Origin of the sequence: Pseudomonas sp. LA5 (genome assembly GCF_028640825.1) — a bacterium.
GTDB lineage: Bacteria > Pseudomonadota > Gammaproteobacteria > Pseudomonadales > Pseudomonadaceae > Chryseomonas > Chryseomonas aestiva.
The window spans coordinates 78,120-101,498 of sequence record NZ_JAQYZY010000049.1 but is presented as its reverse complement, the minus strand read 5'-3'; the positions used below and the strand labels follow the sequence as shown (position 1 = coordinate 101,498).

Here is a 23,379-nt window from a genome sequence, read left to right as displayed (position 1 = left end):
GCAGCAATTACGGGGCTAATAGGTATCGAAATAATTAATGGGCGACGGGCGAGGCCGTCTAGGCAGCGGATTTCAGATTTTTCTGGCGGGAAAAATAGAGCGGGGATGCAGAGGGGGGTGTAGCAGAACGTCAGAGGAATTGCCGTCATGCGCGGCGGTAACCGGCATGACGGCAAGGGGCGCTATTACTTGAAGCTGCTGTTCAGGCTGGCGCTGGAGGACAGGATGTTGGTGGAACCCAGCAGTTGGCTGACGAAGCGGTTCCAGCGGGTGATACCGGCCGGGCCAACGAAGACCACGTCCTGCGGCTGCAGATGGAAGTTCTGCGCCAGCACATAGGCGGTGGGGTTCTTGGCCGCCAGGTGGAAGACCTGGGCAGTGGCACCCGGCGCCTTCAGATCTTCCGGGCCACGGATGACGTAGACGGCATCGGCGTTGGCGGTTTCCTGCTGGATGCCGCCGGCCTGGCTCAGGGCTTCCATCAGGTTCAGGTTGGTGATTTTGTAGCTGACCGCTGCGGGCGAGCGGACTTCACCGACCACATAGACCTTGCGGGCATCGTTGTAGGGCAGGTGGATGCTGTCACCGTCCTTCAGGTAGATGCCGTACAGCTTGGAATCCTTGCGGTTCAGGCTGTCGGTATCCAGGCGGTATTCCTTGCCGTCGCGGACCAGGGTCACGCCGGTCAGATCGGCGCCACCGGTGTTGGCCACGCCAACCTGGCCCAGGGCTTCCACCAGGGTGATGGGCTTGGTGGTCAGGGGAATGGCATCGCCCTTGTTCACGGCACCGGAGACGGTGACCTTCTGGCTGCCGAACTTCAGCACGCTGACGTCGATCTGGGGATTGTCGATGAAGGTGGCCAGACGGCGGGAGATATCGGTGCGGATCTCTTCCAGGGTCTTGCCGGCGGCGCGCACGGTGCCGACGTAGGGGTAGAACAGGGTGCCATCCGGACGTACCAGGCGACCGTTGGCTTCCAGCTGCTGCTGGGCGCCGGACGGAGCGGTCAGTTCGGGGTGATCCCAGACGGTGATGTAGAGCAGGTCGCTCGCACCGACGCGGTAAGCCTGTGGCTTGTAGTCCAGCAGGGGCTTGAGGTCGGGAGCCTTGGACAGGGCCGCGGAATCCTGGCTCATCAGCAGCGAGCTGGTGATCGGGATCAGCTGGACCTTGGTGCCCTGGATGCTCGGATCGCTCTTCAGGTCGTCCTGGTCCAGGTACTGACCCGGGGAGTAGGCACAACCCTGCAGGACGATGCCGGACAGCAAGGCCAGAGCGGTAAATTTGGTTTTCATGTCATTCGTCCTTGATTGCTGATTGAGTGTGAGCAAGAGGAATAAATCGGAAGGTAGAAGCAACGAGCCGGTTATTCATGGTGTTCCTTCGCAAGACGCGGCGAGCCTCGACACTGGACCAGGTTCCAGGTGACCCGTCTGTCCAGCGTACGAGAGAACTCGAGGTCTCAGCTTTTAGTTGTATGAGCACCTGAGTCTGCTGGTCTAGGACTGGCCTTTAGCCATCGAGTTCAGCGCCCCGGGAGCGGAAAAAGGTGACGCCGTTCGAAATCTGTCACATCTCCGCTAACGAGGTCCTATGACTTGGCAGTCATGTTTGTTCAGGTGTTTTTGCAGCAGGGCCGTCTGCGGCTTCTCCGTGCCGTTCTTGGGTTCGATGGCCAGAGGATAGTCGCCCCAGCCCGGACCGGCCGCCCAATAGGCGCTGGGTACGCACTGCTCGCCCAGATAGCTCAGCAGATTGTCCATGGCTTCCAGCCACTGTGGGTGTGCAGGTATCCCATATTCGCCAACGAAGCCGCGCAAATTGTGCTGTTTCAGCCATTCGATGAAGGGGCGGGTTCTTTCCACGCCGATCATGGGATGGACGCCCTTCATGCCCGAGGCGTAATTGCCGCTGGAATCGTCGTCGAAGTAGATATGGGCCTCATAGATGAGGTTGTCCGCCGGATCCTTGATCAGCAGGTCGCCATTCACCTGGGGCCAGCGCTGGGCACTGGACCAGCTGTCGCCGGCGATGAAGATCGGCGTCTTCATGTCGACGCTGCGGATGCTGTCCACGGCCGTCTGGGCCGCGCGGGGCCAGAGACCCTGGGTGTCATGGGGCTCGTTCATGACATCGTAGCCGTACAGCGCCGGATGCTTCTGGAAGGTCAGGGCCAGGCGTTTCCAGGCATCGGCGTAGCTGGCGTAGGGCACCTGGGAAGAGCCGATCAGCTGACCGCGATAGCGCGCGTAGTTGTGCATGTCCAGGATCACGCGGATGCCGTACTTGTCGGCGAAATCCAGGGTGCGCTGCAGCAGCGCGACCTGGGCCTGGTCCAGTTCACCGCCCAGCTGGGGTTGCACCCGCTCCCAGAGGAAGGGAAAGCGGATGAAGCGGATGCCCTTGGCCGCGTAGCGGCGGAAGTACTCTTCGGTGGGGTAGAAGTAGTTGGTGCCTTCCACGCCCGGCAGGACCTGGCCGGCGAAGCCGGCGGCCGACATGTTGATGCCGATGAGGTCCACCTTGGCCGTCGCCGACTCGGGCTGAGCCTGGCCATAAAGCGCCGCGGACAACAAGACGGTGGCCAGCAGGCCACCACCGATACGACGTTTCACTCGTGACACGGACAGCACCTCTCGTGTATTGCGGAAATTCGTCTGGGCAGGGCTCCCTCAGGAGCTCTGCTGATAGACCGGCGCGGGTTGCAGCGGCGGTGTGCGCCGGGCGAAGTATTCCAGCGCCAGATAGTCCACGGTCACCCGGATGGTCCAGGCGATGGCGGCGCCCATGATGGAGAAATGCTGGATGCAGACCACCAGCAGACCCAGGTAGGGCAGCAGTTCGGCGAGATGGATCATCGCGGTGGTCCGCGAATGACCGCGGGCCTGGATCTTGGCGAAGGGAATCTGCGCCAGGGCGTTGAAGATGAAGCCCACCACCAGGATGCGCAGGATCTGCGCGGCATCGCCGCCGTACTCCGGGCCCATCCAGACGGTCATGATCCAGGGCGCCAGCGCCAGGATCGGCAGCACCATCGCCAGGCTGATCAGCAACAGGCCCCAGAAGGCCTTGTTGGCCTGGCGCGTAGCGTCCTCACTGCTCTTGCTCAGCAGCGGGAACACCACCCGGGCCACGGCATTGGGGATGATCAGCATCCGCGAGACCGCCTCGGCCGGGGCGGTGTAGAAGGACACGCGGCTGGCACCGACCATGTGCGACAGCACGAAGCGGTCGAAATAGACCATCAGCGGACTGATGATGTTGCTCACCGTCATCCAGCTGCCGAATTTCAACAGCTCCTTGAACACCTCGGCCTTGAAGGTCCGGATGCCTTCCGGGAAATCCTTGTGCAACGGCCAGTAGGCCAGCGCCATGGAGACCACCCGGGCCAGCACCAGGCCGATCACGGTGGCGGAAAAGCTCGGTTCGATCAGTACCGCGATCAGCGGCGCGATCGCCAGCAGACTGTTGGAGAAGGTCCGCAGGATATTGAATTCGCCGAAGCGCTCGTTGCCTTCCAGGTAGGCGAACCAGACCGTCGCCAGCAGGAAGGGCGGGACGCACAGGCTCAGCCAGCGAAAGCCGGCCACGGCATTGTCGAAATGCTCGGGCGAGACGTGCAGCAGACTCACCACCTTGCCCGCGCCGAACCACAGCAGCAGTGTCGCCAGCAGACTCAGGCCGATGACGGCGCCGGTGGCCGTGCCCATGACCAGCCGGTTGCGCTCCTTGTCGCCGTGGTGCATGGCGACGGCGCGGATCACCGCGCGCGACAGGCCGGCATCGAACAGGGTGGCATAGCCGACAATGGCGAAGGCCAGGGTGAACAGGCCGAATTGCTCGACACCGAGCAGGCGCGACAGCACACCCATGGTGGGCAGCGCGATGGCACTGGGAATGACGACACCCAGGATGTTCCAGGTGCTGTTTTTGATCATCGACATCGTGGGGGTGAAAACTCCTTGGGGCCGCCCGGCGGACACCGGGCGGCACGAGGGATCAGACCGGGCGAGCCAGCTGGCTGCTCGGGCGCGGGTAGGGACTGCTGACGTAGGTCTCCGGGGCGGACGCGGAGCTGTAGTGGTGCAGCGCGCGCAGGGCCTGGATCACCATCAGGTAGCAGATGGTGGCCTGGAGGTACTCGAAGAAGCCGGCCAGCGGCCAGATCACCAGCTGGGCCAGGGTGGCGGTCACCACGAAGCCGGTATCGGGGTGCAGCATCTTGGCCCAGCGATAGTAGAGGAACAGCGACACCGGGATGATGATGAAGGCCAGGAAGCCGAAGCGGAACAGGGTGCCGAACACCCCGACATCGGAGAGGAAGAAGTACTCGCCGAAATAGGGGATGAAGCCGTTGTTCCACATCAGCGACAGCGAGCCACTCGGCAACCAGTGGTTCTGGCTGAGGTGGGAGAAGATGTAGCCGATGGTCTGCTCACGCACGCCATCGGTGGGACCGTCCTCCACCGACTGGGCATAGAAGTCCAGATTCAGCCCCAGCACCTTCATCAGGTCCGGGAAGATGAAGAAGGGCGACAGCAGCAGCGTAGAGACGCAGATCCAGACGATGGACTTGCTCTTCAGGCAGAACACGGTGAAAACCAGCGCCAGCACGATCAGCTGCCGGGTCTGGGTACCGAACACCAGGGTCAGCAGGAAGACCATGGCCAGCACGATGTGGACGGTCTTGCTGCGCGTCGAGCCATCGATCGGCGAGATGCCCTTGTTCCAGGTCTGGATGCAGTAGAAGTAGGCCAGGCACAGCGCCGGCGCACCGATGGAGGAACGGTCCGGGCGGTCGAAGGAGGACTGCTTGTCACGCAGGTCCGGCAGCACGCCGAACTTGAACATCCAGGCCATGACGGCGGCCAGCAGCGCGGTGATCAGCAGAGCCTTCTCGAATTGCGAGGCGGTCATGTTGCGACCGAGGAACATCAGGGTGGCGAAGCCGAAGCAGAACAGGATCCGCCGCTCCTCGATCAGGCCATAGATCAGCGGCTGACCGTAGAACAGGAAGGAAAAGACCGCTGGCAACCCGATGAAGACCACCGACGAATAGACGGCGTAGGTCATCAGGATCTTGAATTCGCGCTGCTGGGTGCCAATGCTGGTCAGCAGGTAGAAGAAGGTGAAGGCCATGCAGATGGCCAGATACAGCTCGTTCAGATAGAGGATGCCGACCGGGTTGTGCGGGCTTTCGCCGAACACGTCCAGGTGCAGGATCAGCAACGGGATCAGGAGAACGAAGGAAACGGTACTTTTACGGAGAATGCTCATAGACCTACCCATCCAGACGGGACCACCGGACGGCTTGTCCGGTGGTCATCTTCCTTGCGGCTGAGAACGCTGCGAGGCAGCCACTCAGGTGCGTCGACTGCTGCGTTCCTTGAGATAGATGGGCAGGATGCTCAACGCATCGTGCACGTAACGCTTGGCCAGCCGTTTGGGCTCCGAGCACAGCCGGTGCAGCCATTCCAGCCTGGCTTTCTGCATCCAGCGCGGTGCGCGCTTGACGGTGCCCACGGCGAACAGGATGGACGCGCCGATGCACAGGCCGACACCGGTACGCTTGCTGCTGTCGATCTGCCGCGCGAGCTTTTCCTGACGCGGCGCCCCTACGGCATAGAGGATGAACTCCGACGGATTCTGCATCACGAAGTCGACGCATTTCTGCGTCTCCAGCGGATCGTTGATGAAGCCCATCGGCGGGTTGTAGTGCGTCAGCTGGATGTGTGGATACATCCGGCGCAACTTGCCGACGTCATCCTCGCTGGAACCGATCAGCACCACCGACAGGCGCTCGTCGTTGGCCTTGCGCAGGATGCTCAGGGTCAGATCGCTGCCGGTGATGACCTCGGGCACGGCGACGCCCAGCGACTTGAGGATGGGCATCAGGATCCGGCTGTCGCAGATGCGCTTGCCGGCGCGCTGATAGGACTCGCGCATGTCGGCATTGCTCTGCAGCTGCACGACATGGTCGATGTTCGGCGTGACGATGTAGCTGTAGGGCCGATGGATGTCCTGGCTGATCGAGTTCAGCAACTCGTCCTTGGTACCGGTGAAGAAGTCGATACCAAAGGCTTGGGTGCGTAGGTTAGACATGCATCGTCGCTCCCTTGAAGGCGCCCTTGACGCCGGACCAGGCCAGTTTCGGATTCTTGAATTCCTTGAGCACGGTGATGCCGGACAGCAACACGGCGGAGACCAGTGCGTAGGGGGTACCGTGGAACTTGCGATTGAAACGGGTGGCCGCGCGGTTGCGGAAGTAGTGATAGAAGGCGCTACGTCCACCCGAGCTCATGGAGCCGTAATGATAGAGCTGGCTCTCGGGCGAAACCTTAAGGGCGACGCCCTTGCGCTTGGCCTGGTGCTGCCAGTCCACCTCTTCGGAGTACATGAAGTAGGCTTCGTCCATGAATCCGATCTCGGTCAGCAGGCTGGCGCAGAAAGCCATGCTGCACCCCATGATGTAGTCGGGTTCACGGTCCAGCTTGGAGATCTCGCTGACCTCGATGTCCTTGCCCAGCAGCTTGGACTTGCCCAGCAGCGGATAGAGGATGCCGCCGCCGTAGCACTCCAGGCGACCGGTCTGGGAGCTCAGGATCACCGAGCCGACGATGGTCTTGGGCGCGCGCTGCAGTTCGGCCAGCAATGGCGCGAAGGCATCGTCCTTGACGTAGGCGTCGTTGTTGACGACCCAGAAATGCTTGACCTCCAGATTGTCCAGCGCCCAGCGCATGCCGTAGTTGTTGCCACCGGCATAGCCGTCGTTGCGCGGACTGGCGAGCACGGTGACCTGGCTCAGGCCGTTTTCGGCCTGCCAGCGTTGCAGGACGTCGATGGAGCCGTCCTGGGAATCGTTGTCCACCACCACCGTGTGATCGATGGACGGGCAGTGCTTGAGGATGCTCTCCACACAACTGATGGTTTCGTTGGGGGCCTTGTAGTTGAGCACCATGACTACGTTCATTGGCGTGTTCCTATTCTTCAGAATCATCAATCCGGTACAGCGTCGAGATCCAAGGCTGCCAAGCGTGGCCGGGTTCAGGAGCGAACCCTTCGAAATCGCTGTGTGAGGTAGTTTCTTGTTCGATGCGCCTGTACGAATACTGCCGCGATCCCTGAAGGGATTGGCTGGACGGCGCTCAGGCCGTCAAGCCGGGGTCGTGCATCAGCTCTTGGCGTCCTGCTCGTAGGAGTAGTGGTAGTTGCCATAGGAGCCGTAGTTACTGGCCTTGCGTTCGACGGCGTTGAAGATCACGCCCTTGAGCGGAATGCCGTTGAGGTCGAAGCGGCGCTTGGTCGCCTCAAGCTCCTTGACACTGTTCACGCCGAAACGTGCGACGATCAGGCTGGTACCGGCGTGGCTGCCGATGATGCCGGCCTCGGTCACCGCCAGGATCGGCGGGGTGTCGATGATCACGATGTCGTACAGCTCGCTGAATTTCTTCAGCACGGTGGTGAAGCGAAGGCTCATCAGCAGTTCCGACGGATTCGGCGGGAACTGGCCGCAGGAGACGAAATCCAGGCTGCCGACTTCGGTCTTCTTGATGGCGTCGTTCAGGGCGATGCGGCCACTCAGCAGATCGGACAGACCGTCCTGCTGCTTGGTGTTCATCAGCTTGTGCAGATAGCCCTTGCGCATGTCGCCGTCGATCAGCAGGACGCGCTGGCCGGACTCGGCGATCACCGCGGCCAGGTTCGAGGACACGAAGGACTTGCCGACGCCCGGGCTGGGACCGGAGATCATCAGGATGTTGTTCTTGGCCTCGATCATGGCGAAGTGCAGGCTGGTACGCAGGCTGCGCAGCGCCTCGGTGCTCAGATCGGTCGGATGGGTAATGGCGGTCAGCGAGGATTCGCCCGGCTGCTTGGTGCCCAGTACCTTGGTGGTGTCCGCCTGGTTCTTGCTGTAGGGGATCGAGGCGTAGACCGGCAGACCGATCTGCTCGATGGCTTCCGGGGTCTCGACACCGCGACGCAGGGTATGACGGGTGTAGACGATGGCCAGGCCGACGATGCCGCCGAGGATGATGGCGACGGCGATGATCAGCGGCTTGTTGGGCGCGGACGGATCGTCGACGTTGGCGTTGGCGTTGTCGATGATGCGGACGCTGCCCACGGTACCGGCGCGAATGACTTCCAGTTCCTGAGCCTTGTTCAGCATCAGCGCATAGGTCTGGCCGGTCACCTCGATGTCACGGTTCAGACGCAGCAGTTCCTGCTGGGTTTCCGGCAGCACTTCGACGCGCTTCTGCAGCTTGGCGCGCTCGGCCTGGAGTTGGCCCAGCTGGCTCATCAGCGCCTGGTAGGCCGGGTGCTGGCGAGTGAACTTGCGATCCATCTCGGTGCGCTTCAGGTTCAGCTCGGAGATCTGGTTGTCCAGGGCAACGGTCTGTTCCAGGACACCCTTGGTCTCGCTGTCGATATCGACCGACTTCTTGTTGGTCTGGTAGTAGTTCAGCGCGGACTGGGCCTTTTCCAGGTCGGATTTCACGACCGGGATCTGGGCACGCAGGAATTCCAGACTCTGGGTGGACTCGGCGGCGTTGCGATCGATGTTCTGCTGTACGTAGATGTCCGCGACTTCCTGGACGATGGCCTGGGCCTTCAGCGGATCCGCGTCCTGCAGACCGACACCGATGATGCCCGACATCTTGCCGCGCTCACCGGCGACGATGCGACCCTGGTATTCCTGGATGGTCTTGGAAAAACGCTTCTTCATGATGGTGAATTCGGTGCCAGGGCGAGCCTGCAGCGTAGTCACCTTGATCTGGTACCCGGCATTGCTCACCGGCTGGCCGAGGCCACCGTGCAGTACCACTTCGTCGTCGGCATTGAAGACGGTGAAGTTCTGGTTGTCCTCGACCTTCAGCTTCATCGGCTTGTCGAGGTTGCTGTCCGGTACTTCCAGCTGGTCGATGACCAGCTTCTCGCCGCCCCAGGCAAAGCTGTTCAGGCCGAGCAGGGGAGAGGCGACGTCAGTTTCATTCTGCGGATCGAAACGACGCGCGACGAAGTTGCCGATCAGCGGGAAGTAGCGCGGCTTGACCTCGATATCCAGCTTGAGGTTCTCGATCGCCTTGCCGATCACGGAGCGCGACTTGAGCAGCTCGATCTCGGTCACCGCCTCGGGCATGGGCGGCGGCATGCCGGTGGACTGATCGGTCAGTCGGGTAACGCCCTTCTTCTCCATTTCGATCTGGATCATGGCGTTGGACGAATACATCGGCGTGGCCAGGATGGCATAGCCGATACCGAGCGCAGCGAAAATGCCGATTACCGACAGGAGTTGCCATTTGTAATCGATCAACATACCGAAGAGTGCGGAGAAGTTGATATCCGACTCATTCTTAACTTCGGGAGTAAAGCGAGGCATCGTGGTCATGAAATTCCTTCTTCCCTATTTGATGTATGGAAGCCAACTGTCTACACAGCGCGTCAAAAGTATTTGGACATTTTGAAACATCTCTTTAGAAAGGCGATAAGGGTCTGGTACTTCTTGATTGCTCAACCATTTCCCGATCAGAAAAACCTTACCCCTGACTTCAGGAGCAATACTTTCGACGGAGCGTGAGTGGAACTCTTCCATGGTCAAAATCAAATCCGCCTTGCGCAGCATCTCTGCATCCGCCTGGCGAGCTTTGTGGGTCGTGAAATCGATGCCGTTCTCCCGTAGTAGTACCTCCTGAGCGGTCTTCTCGATGCCGTGGCCGACCAGCGCCCTGATGCCGGCCGAGCCGACCTGGACGTCACGGCCTTCCAGGGCCTTGGCCAGTAGTGCTTCTGCGACCGGGCTACGGCAGATGTTCCCTTCGCATACAACCAATATCGACTTGATCATTCTTCAAAACCTTCCTGTTGTCCGGACAACAGGTATCGACGGCAGATAGCCCAGCAATCCCCTTGGGAGTTGCTCGCTGCCGATGTAATTAGAGTCAGGAGTCCAGGCTCCAGATCGTCGTGCTGAGCAGTGGGGCCAGCGGCCCCGGCCAGACTCAGTATGCGTTCTTATTGATGAAGCCTTTGAACAGCGTGAGGAAGATGATCTTGACGTCCCACCAGAAGGACCAGTGGTGGATGTAGTCCAGATCGAACTCGACGCGTTTCTGCATCTTGTCCAGGGTGTCGGTCTCGCCGCGCCAGCCGTTGACCTGAGCCCAGCCGGTAATGCCGGGCTTCATCTTGTGGCGGAGCATGTAACCCTGCACCAGCTTGCGGTACTGCTCGTTGTGAGCGACGGCATGGGGGCGGGGACCGACGATGGACATTTCGCCGCGGAGTACATTAATGAATTGAGGCAATTCATCGAGAGACGTACGTCGTAAAAATGCACCAAACGGGGTGATGCGGGAGTCATTCTTGGTGGCCTGGGTGACCTTGGCGCCGTTTTCCATGACCTTCATGCTGCGGAATTTCCACACTTCGATCGGCTTGCCGTCCATGCCGTAGCGCTTCTGCTTGAAGAAGATCGGACCGGGCGAGGTGATCTTGATGCCGATGGCGATGGCCAGCATGGGCAGGGAGATCATGGCGAGGATGATCGAAGCCAGCACGATGTCCTCGATACGTTTGACGATATGGCTGGCGCCATCCATCGGGGTATCGAAGATGCTGATGCTGGGCAGGCCGTCCAGGCTTTCGCTGCGGGCGTGCAGCAGGTGGAACATGAAGATGTCCGGGATGATGTACACCGAAGCCGTGGTGTCGCTCAGCTCCTGGACCAGCCAGTTGATCTTGCTCTGATCGGCCATGCCCAGGGTGATGTAGACCTTGTCGACCAGGCCGGAGCGGACGTCCTGCATGAGTTGGTCGAGGCCGCCATTCAGCGCCGGGCTGGGCACGCCTTCCTCACCGGTATCCTGGTTGTCGCTATAGAAGCCGGCAATGCGCAGGCCCATCCAGGGCGCCGTGCTGATGGTGTGCGCCAGGCGCTGGGCAACCATGCCGTTGCCGGCGATGGCGACGTTGCGGGTATTGATGCCAGCCTTGCGCAGGGAATGCATGATCGAGCGCAGCAGCACGCGATAGCCGCACAGGGTGCCCAGCGTCAGACCCAGCCAGCCCTGCATCACGCCAGGCGTCAGATAGGACTGATCGAAGAAGAAGTAGTCCACCATGAACACGGTCGCGAAGGTCAGCACCCAGTAGGTGGCGATCTTGAGCAGTTCATCGGTGATGCGCTCGCCGCGCCAGGAACCATAGACGTGGTTCAGCTCGGTGAGGAAGTGGAAGATCAGCAAGGACAGGAAGATGACGACCCAATGCTCGGGACGCATGCCGGTGTCCGACGCCCAGGTGCCTGCCACGTAGGCGCTCAGCGTGATCACGGCGAGATCGAGCAGGCGGTGTGCGAGCGAGATTGCCGAGGAATTCGTATGCAAAATGCCGCGTTCTTTCAAATTCATGGTTCCATCCTTGTGCGTATACCGTGCACGAACTTTCAACTGGGCGAGGCAGCTACCAGCGTATGAAATGTTCACTATGGCGCTCTAGGACCGATGACTGACCACCGATCGCTAAATGCCATGATGGCTGTAGCGACGTTAGGACTCGGCACTGATTAAGAGGTTCACACGGTAGAAAGGCCGGACGACGCTGTCGAGTTGCCCCAAATCAGGGCAAATAGCACGCCAGTCGGTCTGCGACGGGGGGAGGGAAGTGAAGAAGGGCGGAGTGCGTCACAACGCGGGCGGACGGCTGGCACACTTCTCTCGCATCAGGGTGCGATGAGTGGCTTGCCCGGGCAGCGGGAGGGGGTAAAACGTTCCGTCGGACTTTAGTGCGGGATGCGGAAATTGTGAGCTGGTTCGCCAAACAATGAGACAGCCAGACCGGTCAGGTCGGGTGTAGGCCAGTCCCTGGCCTGAAACACGCCTCAATGGCGATGGTGGGACTGAAAACTCAGGGGGGAATTGACGGGGAGGCTGGAGATCTTGGAATGCCAGGCTGAGTTTCTCGTGTTGTCGTGCGAGAACAGCAGGAACGACCAGCTGACAAGGAGGGAGGCCACCGCAAGCCAGGGCAGCTGGGCTTGGGCGAAGACGAGGCAACCGGCAACGCCGGTCCAAACGGGCAGGTAGTAGCGCATTTTTGTTATTCCTGCTTTTTTTGCGAGATTGCAACCTAACTATTGTGCAGACTTTGTGAGAAGTCCATCACCAAAAGGTATTTTTTACACTCCTCCGCTCAGATTCCGACAAACGTGCAGGGTAGAGCGGCTGTAGGCCTATACCAAGCGGCGTTTTTCCGCGGTCAGCAGCAGGTTTCGCGGTGTCAGACTGGCGGGACAGAAGGTCCCCAACCTCACACTGTAACCTTGCTCCTGTAGGAACAGCGCCTGGTCCAGCACCAGCCAGAGCTCCAGAGGACGCCGAAACAGACCGGGCAGCAGTTCGAGATTACGAACTTCTGCCAGCCGCTGGAAGCCCCGTTGTTCCCAGAGGGGCCAGTCGATCCCGGTGGGCAGCCGCAATCCCTTGCGCCGCGCCAGTTCCGCACCGAAGGCCGAGAAGGGCTGGCGCAGCCAGTGGCTGGGCAGCGGCGGCGTATTCAGATAGGTATCGCAGCCCCTGATCTCGCGCTGCAGGAGATCGAATCCCAGCCGGCGGGCCATGGACAGGTCTCTGTCCCGCCGCACCCGCTGCCCGCCGGTGACGGTTTCACAGAGGGCCAGGCGCAGGGCTTCCCGGTCCAGCCGCAGCGCCGAGGCCTTGGCCGGCACCGACAGCGGACCATATGCCGCGGCGGTGATGCGGTCATAGCAACAGGGCGCCAGGGCCAGCTGCTGGCAGCCCCGTTCCGCGGCCACCCTGAGCAGCTGGACGTGCAGGTCGCCGCAGGCGTGCAGAGCGACGGGGGTGTCGCGACTGCCGAGCGGTGCTCCTGCAAGCGGCTGGAGCACATCGGCCTGATAATGGTGCACCGGGGTTCGAGCCCGGTGGCTGAGCCTTTCGCCCTCCTCGACGAGAGCCGCATCGACCTCCAGGCAGACGGCCGGCGCACCCTGATGGGTCAGGTGCCTGGCGAGGTGGCCCTTGCCCGCACACCAGTCGACCCAGCGCTGTACGGGTTGCTGAAAGTCCAGCGTGCGGGCGAAGGCTTCTATCTGCAGCCATTTGCGTCCGGGCACGTCGACTTCCTGCCTGCCAGGCCGATCGCGACCGGGCTGCGCCTGGCGCTCCTCGACCTGACCCAGCGCCAGCGAGGTAGCGGCCAGCGAGCGGAAGGGTTCAGGTGCTTCCAGCAGCTGGGGAGTATTATGGGCCGCCTCGGCCGCTTCCAGACTGCGGGCCCGCAGCCAGCGGGCCAGATCCGGATGGCTCGATTCCCAGGCCAGTTCGCGTTCGACGAAGGGTCTGGGCCGCCACAGGTGCTGATGCCGGGTCAGAAAGAGATCCAGGGCGGTGAAGCGGTCTAGCAAGTCGGCGGCAAGCATGATGGCATTAGGCAATGACGGGATTGGCAGGAAGGCAGGGCCTGGCCACTATTGTCACTTCGCCCAGGCAGACTTGGGTATCGAAATTTCCGGCGCCCGGCTGCGCCAGCTGAGCCTTGCTCGACGACATTCGGACCCTGGCTTCCGGTAGCTGAAGCGCGTGAGGCCGAGCGGTGACCGTGAGTCAGCTTGATGAATCGATTTATCTCAAAGCCGGACATCTGGTCGTGTCACCACTACTTGTCGCGCTAACATTGTCTGTTCGGTATATCCCAGAAGGAAAATCCTATGAAGCCAACCTCCCCGCACAAGCTGCGTCTAGCGTTCAGATCCCTGCTGAAATCGGACAGTTGCTACCACACGGCGTCCGTCTTCGATCCCATGTCGGCGCGCATCGCCAATGATCTCGGTTTCGAAATGGGCATCCTTGGCGGGTCGGTGGCTTCCCTGCAGGTGCTGGCCGCGCCGGACTTCGCCCTGATCACCCTGAGCGAGTTCGTCGAGCAGGCCACGCGCATCGGTCGGGTCGCCCGGCTGCCCATCATCGCCGACGCCGATCATGGCTACGGCAATGCGCTGAACGTGATGCGCACCATCACCGAGCTCGAACGCGCCGGGGTGGCTGCCCTGACCATCGAGGACACCGTGCTGCCGGCCGGCTATGGCCGCAAGTCCACCGACCTGGTGAGCGTCGAGGAAGGCATCGGCAAGATCAAGGGCGCGCTGGAAGCCCGTATCGACGAAGCCCTGAGCATCTTTGCCCGGACCAATGCCACCGAATTGAGCACCGCGGAAGTCATCTCCCGCACCAAGGCCTATGAGGCCGCAGGCGCGGACGGTATCTGCATGGTCGGCATTCGCGACTTCGCGCACCTGGAAGAGATCACCCAGCACCTGAGCGTGCCGGTGATGCTGGTGACCTACGGCAATCCCCAGTTGCGTGACAACGCCCGCCTGGCCAAGGCCGGGGTGCGGGTCGTGGTGAACGGCCATGCCGCCTACTTCGCGGCGATCAAGGCGACCTATGATTGCCTCAGGGAGCAGCGCGACATCACCGCGTCCGACCTGTCCGCATCGGAACTCTCCACCAAGTACTCGACACTGCAGGAGTATCGAGTCTGGGCGCGGGAATTCATGGACGTGAAGGAGTAACCATCAGGCCGTGCTCAGCGAACTCGGCTGCAGGCCCTTGCTGGGAAAGGGCGTCACGATGTCCAGATCCAGGTCGGCGGGCAGGTGCAGGGCGGCGATCCGGGCTTCGACGAAGGCGCGCATTTCCTGACGGAAGCGCTTGGTGGCGAAGCGCTCGGCATTCTGCCGGCACGCCTGCTGGCTGATCGGTGTTTCCAGGGCCTCGAACTGGCGCACGGCGGCGCATAGCGAGGCAGCGGTCTGCTCCGGATAGAAGACGCCGGTCGGCTGTTGCGTATCCAGGCCGCGCACGGTTTCCAGGACGCCACCCCGGCCATAGGCGATGACGGGGGTACCGCAGGCCTGGGCTTCGATGGGGGTGATGCCGAAATCTTCCTCGGCGGCAAAGACGAAGGCCCGCGCCCGGCGCATGTGATCCAGCAGGCAGTCGAAGTCCTGGTAGCCCAGCATGGTGACGTTGGGGCCGGCGACTTCCTTGGCCTTCTCGAATTCGGGGCCGGCGCCGATCACCACCAGCTTCTTGTCGGGCATCGAGCTGAAGGCTTCGACGATCATCGGCATGCGCTTGTAGGGCACCATGCGCGAGGCCGTGAGATAGAAGTCCTCCTTGCCGCCGCTTGGGGTGAAGCGACTGATGTCGACCGGCGGATAGATGACCTTGGCTTCGCGGCGATAGGCCTTGCTGATGCGCCGGGCGATGAAGTGGGAATTGGCGACGAAGGCGTCCACGCCAGCGGCGGTGCGCTGATCCCAGATGCGGACGTAGTGCAGGATGACGCGCGCCAGCTTGCCCTTGAGGCCGCGGTCGAGACCGGCTTCCTTGAGGTACTGGTGCTGCAGGTCCCAGGCGTAGCGGATGGGCGAGTGGACGTAGCTGATGTGCAGCTGGTCCGGACCGGTCAGGACGCCCTTGGCCACCGCATGGCTGCTGGAGATGATCAGGTCGTAGCCGGACAGGTCGAGTTGCTCGATGGCGTGCGGCATCAGCGGCAGGTAGGTCTGATAGCGCTTCTTGGCCTGGGGCAGGCGCTGGATGAAGGTGGTGGTCGCCTGCTTGCCCTGCAATTGCGCCCGATCCTCGTCCGAGAGGAAGTCGATCACGCTGAACAGGTCCGCCTCCGGCCAGATGTCGAGCAGTTCGGCAAGCACGCGTTCGGCGCCAGCAAAGGTTACCAACCAATCGTGAACGATGGCGATTTTCATGTCGTCTTCCTTAAGCGTGAAATGAAATCAAGTGCTGGTGCTGATTCATGGAGTGCGGGTCTTTCTGGTCACTGCATATCCCCAGGGCAGCCGGGTGATCTCGATGCTGTCCGAAGGGCTGTCGAGCTCGTGCAACTTGATGGTTGGGCTTTGTGCAAAGACGGTGTCTGTTGCAGGCGTTTCGCAAGCAGCGGCGTTATCCGGACATTCCGCGGTCGCTGCCGCGGTGTCGTCCGAGCCGCCTTGCAGTAGGTGGCATTCAGCGACCTGAAGGACGCGCCCGGACGTTCTCGTGTCGTTGTCGAGCGTCAGGGGTACCGAGGAGCGGCTCTGGCCTGCCATGGCGTTGCTTGTCTCTTCCATGAGTTCTTGATCGCTGAATTATTGTTCTGTGGTCGTTTCAGGCGGCCCTGGCCGTGGTCTTCGAGGAGCTCGCCAGGGCGCTGTCCAGCAGGTCGGAGACCTTGCTGGCCGAGGTCTGCCAGTTGAAGCGCTGGATGTTGGCCAGGCCCTTGGCGCGGAGCGCCTCCCTGAGCGGTGCGTCCTGCAGGATGGTGCGCATCGCCTGGGTGATGCTGGCCGTCTCGTAGGGGTCGAAATAGAGGACGCTGTCCTGCAGCACTTCCGGCATGGAGGCGGTATTGGCCGAGATCACCGGGCAGCCGCAGGCCTGGGCTTCGAGGGGCGGGATGCCGAACCCCTCGTAGAGCGACGGAAAGACGAAGGCGGTGGCCTGGCGATACTGGCGCGCCAGTTCGGCATCGTCGATGCGGCCGAGCAGCTTGACCCGCGGATCCCTGGCGGCCAGGGTCGCCAGATCGCTCTGGCCGAACACGGCGTGGCTGTCGCCGACGATGCGCAATTCGACCTTGAGGTCCCGCGGCAGGGCGGCGAAGGCTTCCAGCATCCGCGAGAAGTTCTTGTGGTAGCTGGGCGAGGACACCGCCAGCAGATAGGGGATGTCGGCGCTGTCGATTCGCGGCGCCAGGGTGAAGGCGTCGGCGACGGCATTGGGTACGACCGTGATCGAGTCGCTCGGGTAGCGATAGAAGCGCGAGATCTCGTCCCGGGAAAATTCACTCACGGTGATCAGGGCATTCGAACGCTTGAGCAGCATGGGGATCAGGCAGCGGTACGAGGTACGGAATTTCCACGAGTAACTCTCGGGAAAGCGCACGTAGTTGATGTCGTGGTGGGTGGCGATCTGGTTGGTATAGAGCAGCGGCGCCGTGCTGCACAGCGACAGCAGCAGGGGGCTGCCCTGGCTCTTCAGCCAGTTCGGCAGGTCCCATTGCTCCCAGCGCTGGCCCTGGCGGGTGCCGATGATCTCGATGTTCAGCCGCTTGGCCACGTCGGGCCTGACGACGCCGGGCGGCGCGACGAAGCGCAGGTCGGATCGCAGCTTCGCCAGCTCCAGCGAGATGCATTCCGCGAAGCGCTGGACGCCGCGAAGATCCTGGGTGATGAAGCGGGAATTGACGATGATCATGATTCTGCCCGTTGCCGTGACCTGGGGTGGATCAGTTGGAAAGCTGTGTGTGAGGTACGTGAAGCTGCTTGGCGGAGCCGTGTTGCGCCTTGCCCAGGACGTCCTCGAAGAGCGCCAGGTACTGGTCGAGCATGGTGTCCATGCTCAGCAGGTCGGCCACTGCGGTGCGACTCAGCAGACTCAGTCGCTTGCGCAGCTCGGCATCGTCATGCAGGCACTGCAGGGCGCGGCCCAGGGAGTCGCGGTCGTCAGGGTTGCAGAGCAGGCCGTTGACGCCATCGTGGACGATCTCCGGCAGGCCGCCCATGCGGCTGGCGATGACCGGCTTCTGGAAGGCGCAGGCCTCGACGGCGACCATGCCGAAGGGCTCGGCCCACAGCGACGGCGCGACGAAGACGTCGATGTTCTGGTAGAAGGCCTCGGGCTTCTGGTAGCCGACGAAGCTGACCTTTTGCGGATCGGCCATGGCCTTGAGCTGGGTTTCGTAATCCAGCTGGCCCTTGCCGGCGATGGTCAGGGTCGCGTTGAGCGACAGCCGCTGGAACTGCTCGATCAGCCAGCCCACGCCCTTGTTCTCCGACAGGGTGCCCATGTAGCCGAAGCGGACGACGCCGTCCGGACTGGGGGTCGCGGTCTCGGCATTGCTGCCGGCGATCAGGCTGGCGTTATGGATGACCTGGCGCGGAACGCCGCCGAAGTAGCCCTTGTTGACGATGGTATCCAGCAGGTAGCGACTGACGCCGACGACGGCATCCACCTTGGCGGACCGCTCGGCGTGGGGCCGGCGCAGGGCCGCGCAGCTGCCACAGAGTTTCTGGCAGCTCTGGCCCTTCTTGAACAGGGTGTTCTTCGGGCACAGCAGGTACATGTCGTGCAGCACCTGCACGATGGGGACGCCGCTGGCACGGATCTCGTCCCAGGCCGCGACCGACCAGCCGGACAGGTTGTGGCACACCACCAGGTCCGGCTTTTCCTGTTGCAGCACCTGGCGCAGGGGCGCCCGCATCGCGCTGTTGTACTGGTCGCGAAAGTGCCAGCCGAAACGCGCCAGCGGACCGGGGCGCTGCTGGGTCAGGGGCCAGTAGAAATTCTTCAGCCCGGCGCGATAGACGCGCACGTCGTTCACCGTCTCCTGCCGCACACCCTGCTCGGGACCGGTCACCAGCACGGCCACGTCGTGACCGCGCTGCTGGAAGCCTTCCACGCTGCGTTGCAGGATGAGCTCCGCGCCACCGCCCACATGGGGCGGATAGAAGCTGTTGAGAAAGAGCAGTTTCATAGCGGATAGCTGCGGTTTATCCCCAGCGCGCCGGTTTCGCCGTCCTGGACCGCCTGCCGGATCAGCGCCAGGCGCTGACGGCTCTTGTCGTCACGGGCGAACCACTTGAGCAGGGTGTGGAAGACGTAGCGGTTGAGGCTGTACATCGGCCGGGAGCTGGCCCAGACGTTCTTGTCGAACCAGGCCTGGTTGCGCGCGGCGTAGTAGGCACGGAAGTCCGAGCCGGCCTGCAGGTAGTTCTGGTAGACGTTGCTGGTGCCTTCCTTGATGTTCCAAGAGTGCTCCAGTTCTTCGAGTTCCGCCTCGGTGACCATGAACAGCTTTCCGCCGGCCTGGGTGATGCGATAGGTGTACTCGGTGTCGTCGGAGTAGAGCACCAGCTCGCGCAGGGGCAGGCCGATGCGCTCGTAGAGGCTGCGGTGGGCGAGCATGCCGCCATAGGGGGCGAAGGGCAGCTCGACCAGGGCTTCCGGCTGGCCACCGCGCGGACGGCCCCAGGGCAGGCGGCGCCAGATCTTGTAGGGGATGCGGGCCACGTGGAAGCCGAAGTAGCTCGAACGCGGCTGGGTGATCATCCGGGTCGGGATGCACTGGGCGATATCGGCCTGCTGGGTCGGCCGGTAGCCGAGCACGGCGACCTTGTCGCGACCGTGGATGGCGCCGAGTTCGTCGAGGCGACGGTGCAGCACGTCGAGGGCATCGCCCAGGGGCGCGTTGTCGTCGTCCATCATCCAGATATGGGTGGTATCGGTGGCCAGGGCGGCTTCCAGGGCCACGGCGTAACCGTTGGCGGAACCGGTGTTCTCGCTCAGGTTGATCACCTTGACCTGACCGGGCCAGCGGGTTTCGAGGCTATCCAGCGACACCGTGGCCGCATTGCTCACCACGACGACCTGGTGAATGGTGCGTTCGGCCAGGGCACGGGTGACCAGCTGCTCCAGATAGCCGAGGCGATTGCCGTAGGTGACGGTAACGACCGTGGTCTTGCATTGCATGAACAGATTCCTCCAAAGGGCCTTACAGTTCTTGGTCAGGCGCGCAGCCGCTGGTTGACGGTGGCGACTGCCGACAGTTGATCAAGAGCGACGCTGACCCGTTGTTCGCGTTGCAGGATGCGCAGCAGGATGATGGCCCGCTCGTTGCCATCGGCACTCAGGAACACGGCGTCCATTTCCAGCTCCTGGCTGTACTGCACCCGCACGGTCTCACCGGGCTGATGGCTGGGTGCAGGTTCCGCCAGCGCGGCGAGGCGCTGGCGGATGTCGTCGATGATGCCTTCGCTCACGGCCGTCGGCTGGGTGCCGAAACTGACGATCCGATTGACGCCGCGCGTCGAGCGGATGGGGTACCAGTTGTCGTTCACGTCGTTGAGCTGAATGAACAGATACCCCGGGAACAGCGACTCGCTGCCGCTCGCGCGACTTCTGCCGGAGGCCTTGCGCTCGCGCTGGGGCCGGAAGCAGACGTAACCCTGTCTGCTCAGGTTTTCTTCGGCGCGGCCTTCCTGATTGGGCTTGGTCTGCACCAGATACCAGTGACCGGCGGGATGGGCGAGCGTCATGGGCGAGTTCCTTCTCTAGGGGCAGTCAGGTGCGGCGGAGCGACGTATCAGGTACGGGGGCCGTATTCGTAGTAGCCGTAGACGCCATCGTCTTCCATGGACGTCGAGGCCTTGCGCTGCACGCCGTTGAGGATGGCGCCCTTGATGGTGATGCCGTTCTGGGCGAAGCGACGACGGGAGTTCTCCACCGCCTTGAGGGTGCTCTGACCGAAACGGGTGACCAGCAGGGTGGTGCCGGCGAGGCGACCCACCAGGGCGGCATCGGTCACCGCCAGGATCGGCGGGGTATCGATGATCACCAGGTCGTAGAGGCTGCCCACTTCGTCCAGCAGACGGGAGAAGTTGGCGTGCATCAGCAGCTCCGAGGGGTTCGGCGCGGCCTGGCCACAGCTGATGATGTCCAGTTGGGCGATACCGCTCGGCACGATGGTTTCACGCAGCTTGCTGCGACCGGTCAGCAGTTCGGACAGGCCGGCTTGCGGTTGCAGGCCGAACACGCGATGCAGATAGCCCTTGCGCATGTCGGCGTCGATCAGCAGCACGCGCTGACCCGACTGGGCGACCACGGTGGCGAGGTTGCTGGAGACGAAGGATTTGCCGACGCCCGGGGTCGGGCTGGAAATCATGATCACCCGGTTCTTGGCTTCCAGCATGGCGAAGTGCAGGCTGGATCTCAGGCTGCGCAGGGATTCCACCGCCAGGTTGGCCGGTTGCACCACGCTCAGCAGGTTGGGTTCGCCGGTACGGGTCTTCTTCTTCAGGCGACGATTCAGGCGCTCCTGGTCCTTGGTGAAGGGCAGGGTGGAATAGACCGGCAGGCCGATCTGTTCGACGGTGTCGGGATTCTCGATGCCCTTCTGGAAGGCCTGGCGGACGAAGACCACCACCACGGAGGTCACCAGACCCAGCAGCAGCGACAGGATCAGCGCGATCTTGCGATTGGTGGCCGGCTCGTCGAGGTTGACGTCGGCGTTGTCGACCAGGCGCACGTTGCCGATGGTGCCGGCGCGGATGATGTCCTGTTCCTGGGCCTGGTTCAGCAGCAGCTGATAGGTCTGGTTGGTGACCTTCATGTCGCGGTTCAGGCGCAGCAGTTCCTGCTGGGTGCTGGGCAGGGCTTCCACCTTGCGCTGCAGGCTGCGTTTTTCCACTTCCAGCTGGGCGAGCTGGTTCAGCAGGGTCTTGTAGCTGGGGTGATCGCGGGTATAGAGGCGATCGTATTCGGCCTGCTTGAGCTTGAGCTGGGAGATGGAGGTGTCGAGGGTGACGATCTTGTCCAGGACGGCCTTGGTTTCCAGGCTGATGTCCACGGAGCGGCTGTTGGTCTGATAGTTGTTCAGGGCCGCTTCGGCGCTTTCCAGATCCTTGCGCACCGCCGGCAGCTGGCCGCGCAGGAAGTCCAGGCGCTGGGCGGCTTCCGCCGAGCTGCGCTCGACGTTCTGCATGACGTACAGGCGGCTGATCTCGGACAGGACGCTCTTGGCCAGGTCGGGATTCTCGTCCGCCAGGGACAGGTAGATGATCCCCGACTCCTTGCCGGCTTCACTGGTCTTGATGCGATTCTGATAGAGCTGCGCGGTGGTGATGACGCGATTGCGGGTCACCTTGAATTCGGTGCCGGGGCGCGCGGTCAGGGTCTTGATCTGCATGCGATAGCCGTTACCGGCGGCCATCTGGCCGACCTGGCCGTCGAGCAGCGGCTGCTTGTCCTTGTCCAGCAGGCGATAGCGACCGTTGCTGCCGGCGACCACCGTCAGGGTCTCGCCGTACATGTCGTCCGGGACGTCGAACTGGAAGACGTCGATCTGCTCGCCGCCCCAGGCGAAGCCGCGCAGTTGCGGCCAGCTGTCCGCCAGCTGACCTGGCTTCTCGGCTTCGTAGTGGCGCCACAGGTAGTGGCCGATCAGCGGGAAGAAGCGCGGCTTGGCCTCGATGTCCAGGCGCAGGTTTTCCACGGTCTTGGTCAGCACCGCGCGCGACTTCAGCAGCTCGATCTCGGCCACGGCCGGCGAGGCCGAATTGGGTCGCACCACGGTCTCGGCAACCGCCGTGAGCGCATTCTTCTTGGGTTCGATCTGGATCATCGCCCCGGCGACGTATTGCGGGGTGGACAGCACGGCGTAGGCGATGCCCACGGCCAGAAAGCCCGCGGTGATGCCCGCGATCAGCTTCTTGTGGTCAAGAAGCGTGAGGGCCATCGTCTTGAGATCCAGATGTTGTTCTTCGTGTTGTTCGAACGAAGAGCGCTGCATGACGGTCATTGGGGTCCCTTCCTTTTAGCTGGATACCTGGCAGCCGGAAAACTGCTCTGTGTAAGTTCAGTAGGTGACGCGTTTGGGGGCGAAGCGTCGGCCGATGTTGAGGGTGATGTTGCTTACCGCCCGCAGAAGCGCCTTGACCTTCTGCGTCGGTGGAATCGAGGACAGCGAAAGACTCAGGACCTGGCGCAGGAAAAAGACATGCAGGTCGCGCTCGCCCAGCCGGTAGTAGTAGTTGGCGAGGCAGTACTGGGTGTGGAGATCCATCTGCAGGCGCTTCTGGCTGGCACGCATGGAAAAGATCCCGCCCTCGTGCACGCGGTAGGCGGCGGGGCGGATCTCGTCCATGAACTTGCCCTTGCCGTGGGCACCGAGCAGCGACCACCAGACGATGTCCATGAGCGCAGCGGTTTCCAGCTCCGGCGGCAGTTCCCGCAGGACATTGCGGAAGCAGGCGGTCAGGGTGGACAGCGGCAGGGCCTTCTTCAGGTCGGTTTCGCTGCGGTCGTAGTGATCCTGGCCACCGAACCGCTGCGGATTGACGATCCCCTTGCTGTTGAAGGCATAGGACGCATGGAAGGTCAGGGCGTAGTCCCGGTTGTTCTCCAGGAAGTCCACCTGCAGCTGCAGCTTGCGCGGATCGTTCCAGTAGTCGTCGCCTTCGCAGTAGGCGATGTAGTCGCCGCGGGCGTGCTGGAACACCGGCATGCCATAGGGCTTGCCCTGGCTGTACTGGTTTTCCTTTTGCAGGATCAGGCGGATCAGCCGGGGATAGCGACTCTCGTAGTCCTTGAGAATTTCCCGGGTGCCATCGGTCGAGGCGTCGTCGTTGACGATGATCTCGAAAGGAAAATCGGTCTGCTGGCGCAGGAAGCCGTCGATGGCCTGGCCGATGTACTCGCGATGGTTGAAGGTCAGGCAGACGATGCTGGCGACCGGCCGACTGCAATTCGTCGGCCAGTTCTTCATGATCTCTGCTTCGGTCCGAGCGTCCAT

20 protein-coding genes are annotated in these 23,379 nt (G+C 62.3%); 1 reads left to right on the top strand and 19 read right to left on the bottom strand.

Annotated elements, in window-relative coordinates; genetic code table 11:
* Positions 1–185: 185 nt before the first annotated feature.
* The 11 genes from PVZ72_RS17295 to PVZ72_RS17245 form a co-directional block, all read right to left on the bottom strand.
* Positions 186–1,298 carry a polysaccharide biosynthesis/export family protein gene (locus PVZ72_RS17295; protein ID WP_133860417.1) on the bottom strand — a complete coding sequence of 371 codons (1,113 nt, stop codon included), beginning with the start codon at positions 1,296–1,298 and terminating at the stop codon, positions 186–188.
* Between the two features lie 285 nt (positions 1,299–1,583).
* Entirely contained in the window at positions 1,584–2,618 is a 1,035-nt protein-coding gene (locus tag PVZ72_RS17290) for a glycoside hydrolase family 5 protein (RefSeq protein WP_273862601.1), read from the bottom strand.
* A 57-nt stretch (positions 2,619–2,675) separates the two neighbouring features.
* Positions 2,676–3,947, bottom strand: coding sequence for a flippase (locus PVZ72_RS17285; protein WP_252977242.1), 1,272 nt, complete (start codon positions 3,945–3,947; stop codon positions 2,676–2,678).
* A gap of 55 nt (positions 3,948–4,002) precedes the next feature.
* A complete protein-coding gene (locus PVZ72_RS17280) occupies positions 4,003–5,280 on the bottom strand; it encodes a hypothetical protein (protein ID WP_133860418.1) in 1,278 nt (425 codons plus the stop codon).
* A gap of 84 nt (positions 5,281–5,364) precedes the next feature.
* The gene (locus tag PVZ72_RS17275) at positions 5,365–6,105 is read right to left on the bottom strand and encodes a WecB/TagA/CpsF family glycosyltransferase (RefSeq protein ID WP_187980881.1); all 741 of its coding nucleotides are present in this window, start codon (positions 6,103–6,105) and stop codon (positions 5,365–5,367) included.
* Positions 6,098–6,973, bottom strand: coding sequence for a glycosyltransferase family 2 protein (locus PVZ72_RS17270; protein WP_273862568.1), 876 nt, complete (start codon positions 6,971–6,973; stop codon positions 6,098–6,100). Before PVZ72_RS17270 ends, PVZ72_RS17275 begins: the two co-directional genes overlap by 8 nt.
* Before the next feature lie 201 nt (positions 6,974–7,174).
* Positions 7,175–9,391, bottom strand: a complete 2,217-nt coding sequence (locus PVZ72_RS17265) for a polysaccharide biosynthesis tyrosine autokinase (protein WP_133860421.1) — start codon at positions 9,389–9,391, stop codon at positions 7,175–7,177.
* A gap of 15 nt (positions 9,392–9,406) precedes the next feature.
* Positions 9,407–9,847 (bottom strand): low molecular weight protein-tyrosine-phosphatase, encoded by a 441-nt coding sequence (locus PVZ72_RS17260; RefSeq protein WP_133860422.1) that lies wholly within the window; start codon positions 9,845–9,847, stop codon positions 9,407–9,409.
* A gap of 154 nt (positions 9,848–10,001) precedes the next feature.
* Entirely contained in the window at positions 10,002–11,411 is a 1,410-nt protein-coding gene (locus tag PVZ72_RS17255; protein WP_133860423.1) for an undecaprenyl-phosphate glucose phosphotransferase, read from the bottom strand.
* Between the two features lie 470 nt (positions 11,412–11,881).
* Complete coding sequence (locus PVZ72_RS17250; RefSeq protein ID WP_133860424.1) at positions 11,882–12,094, bottom strand: hypothetical protein; 213 nt, start codon at positions 12,092–12,094, stop codon at positions 11,882–11,884.
* Positions 12,095–12,232: 138 nt separating this feature from the next.
* Entirely contained in the window at positions 12,233–13,441 is a 1,209-nt protein-coding gene (locus tag PVZ72_RS17245; protein WP_273862567.1) for a methyltransferase, read from the bottom strand.
* Positions 13,442–13,729: 288 nt separating this feature from the next.
* On the opposite strand from PVZ72_RS17245, the gene PVZ72_RS17240 reads away from it, so the two are divergent.
* Positions 13,730–14,593, top strand: coding sequence for an isocitrate lyase/PEP mutase family protein (locus PVZ72_RS17240; protein WP_133860426.1), 864 nt, complete (start codon positions 13,730–13,732; stop codon positions 14,591–14,593).
* Between the two features lie 3 nt (positions 14,594–14,596).
* Here PVZ72_RS17240 and PVZ72_RS17235 read toward each other — a convergent pair whose 3' ends face one another.
* Genes PVZ72_RS17235 through PVZ72_RS17200 form a run of 8 tightly spaced genes read right to left on the bottom strand, consistent with a single transcriptional unit; the run spans position 14,597 to position 23,379 of the window.
* On the bottom strand, positions 14,597–15,796 hold the full coding sequence (locus PVZ72_RS17235) for a glycosyltransferase family 4 protein (RefSeq protein ID WP_187980883.1): 1,200 nt from the start codon (positions 15,794–15,796) through the stop codon (positions 14,597–14,599).
* Between the two features lie 45 nt (positions 15,797–15,841).
* On the bottom strand, positions 15,842–16,159 hold the full coding sequence (locus PVZ72_RS17230; RefSeq protein ID WP_133860428.1) for a hypothetical protein: 318 nt from the start codon (positions 16,157–16,159) through the stop codon (positions 15,842–15,844).
* Positions 16,160–16,196: 37 nt separating this feature from the next.
* Entirely contained in the window at positions 16,197–17,285 is a 1,089-nt protein-coding gene (locus PVZ72_RS17225) for a glycosyltransferase family 4 protein (RefSeq protein ID WP_273862566.1), read from the bottom strand.
* A 31-nt stretch (positions 17,286–17,316) separates the two neighbouring features.
* Positions 17,317–18,564 (bottom strand): glycosyltransferase family 4 protein, encoded by a 1,248-nt coding sequence (locus PVZ72_RS17220; protein WP_273862565.1) that lies wholly within the window; start codon positions 18,562–18,564, stop codon positions 17,317–17,319.
* The gene (locus PVZ72_RS17215; protein ID WP_133860431.1) at positions 18,561–19,559 is read right to left on the bottom strand and encodes a glycosyltransferase; all 999 of its coding nucleotides are present in this window, start codon (positions 19,557–19,559) and stop codon (positions 18,561–18,563) included. Before PVZ72_RS17215 ends, PVZ72_RS17220 begins: the two co-directional genes overlap by 4 nt.
* Before the next feature lie 35 nt (positions 19,560–19,594).
* A complete protein-coding gene (rfaH, locus tag PVZ72_RS17210; protein ID WP_273862564.1) occupies positions 19,595–20,125 on the bottom strand; it encodes a transcription/translation regulatory transformer protein RfaH in 531 nt (176 codons plus the stop codon).
* 47 nt (positions 20,126–20,172) lie between these two features.
* On the bottom strand, positions 20,173–22,386 hold the full coding sequence (locus PVZ72_RS17205) for a polysaccharide biosynthesis tyrosine autokinase (protein WP_133860433.1): 2,214 nt from the start codon (positions 22,384–22,386) through the stop codon (positions 20,173–20,175).
* 57 nt (positions 22,387–22,443) lie between these two features.
* Positions 22,444–23,379 carry a glycosyltransferase family 2 protein gene (locus PVZ72_RS17200; RefSeq protein WP_133860434.1) on the bottom strand — a complete coding sequence of 312 codons (936 nt, stop codon included), beginning with the start codon at positions 23,377–23,379 and terminating at the stop codon, positions 22,444–22,446.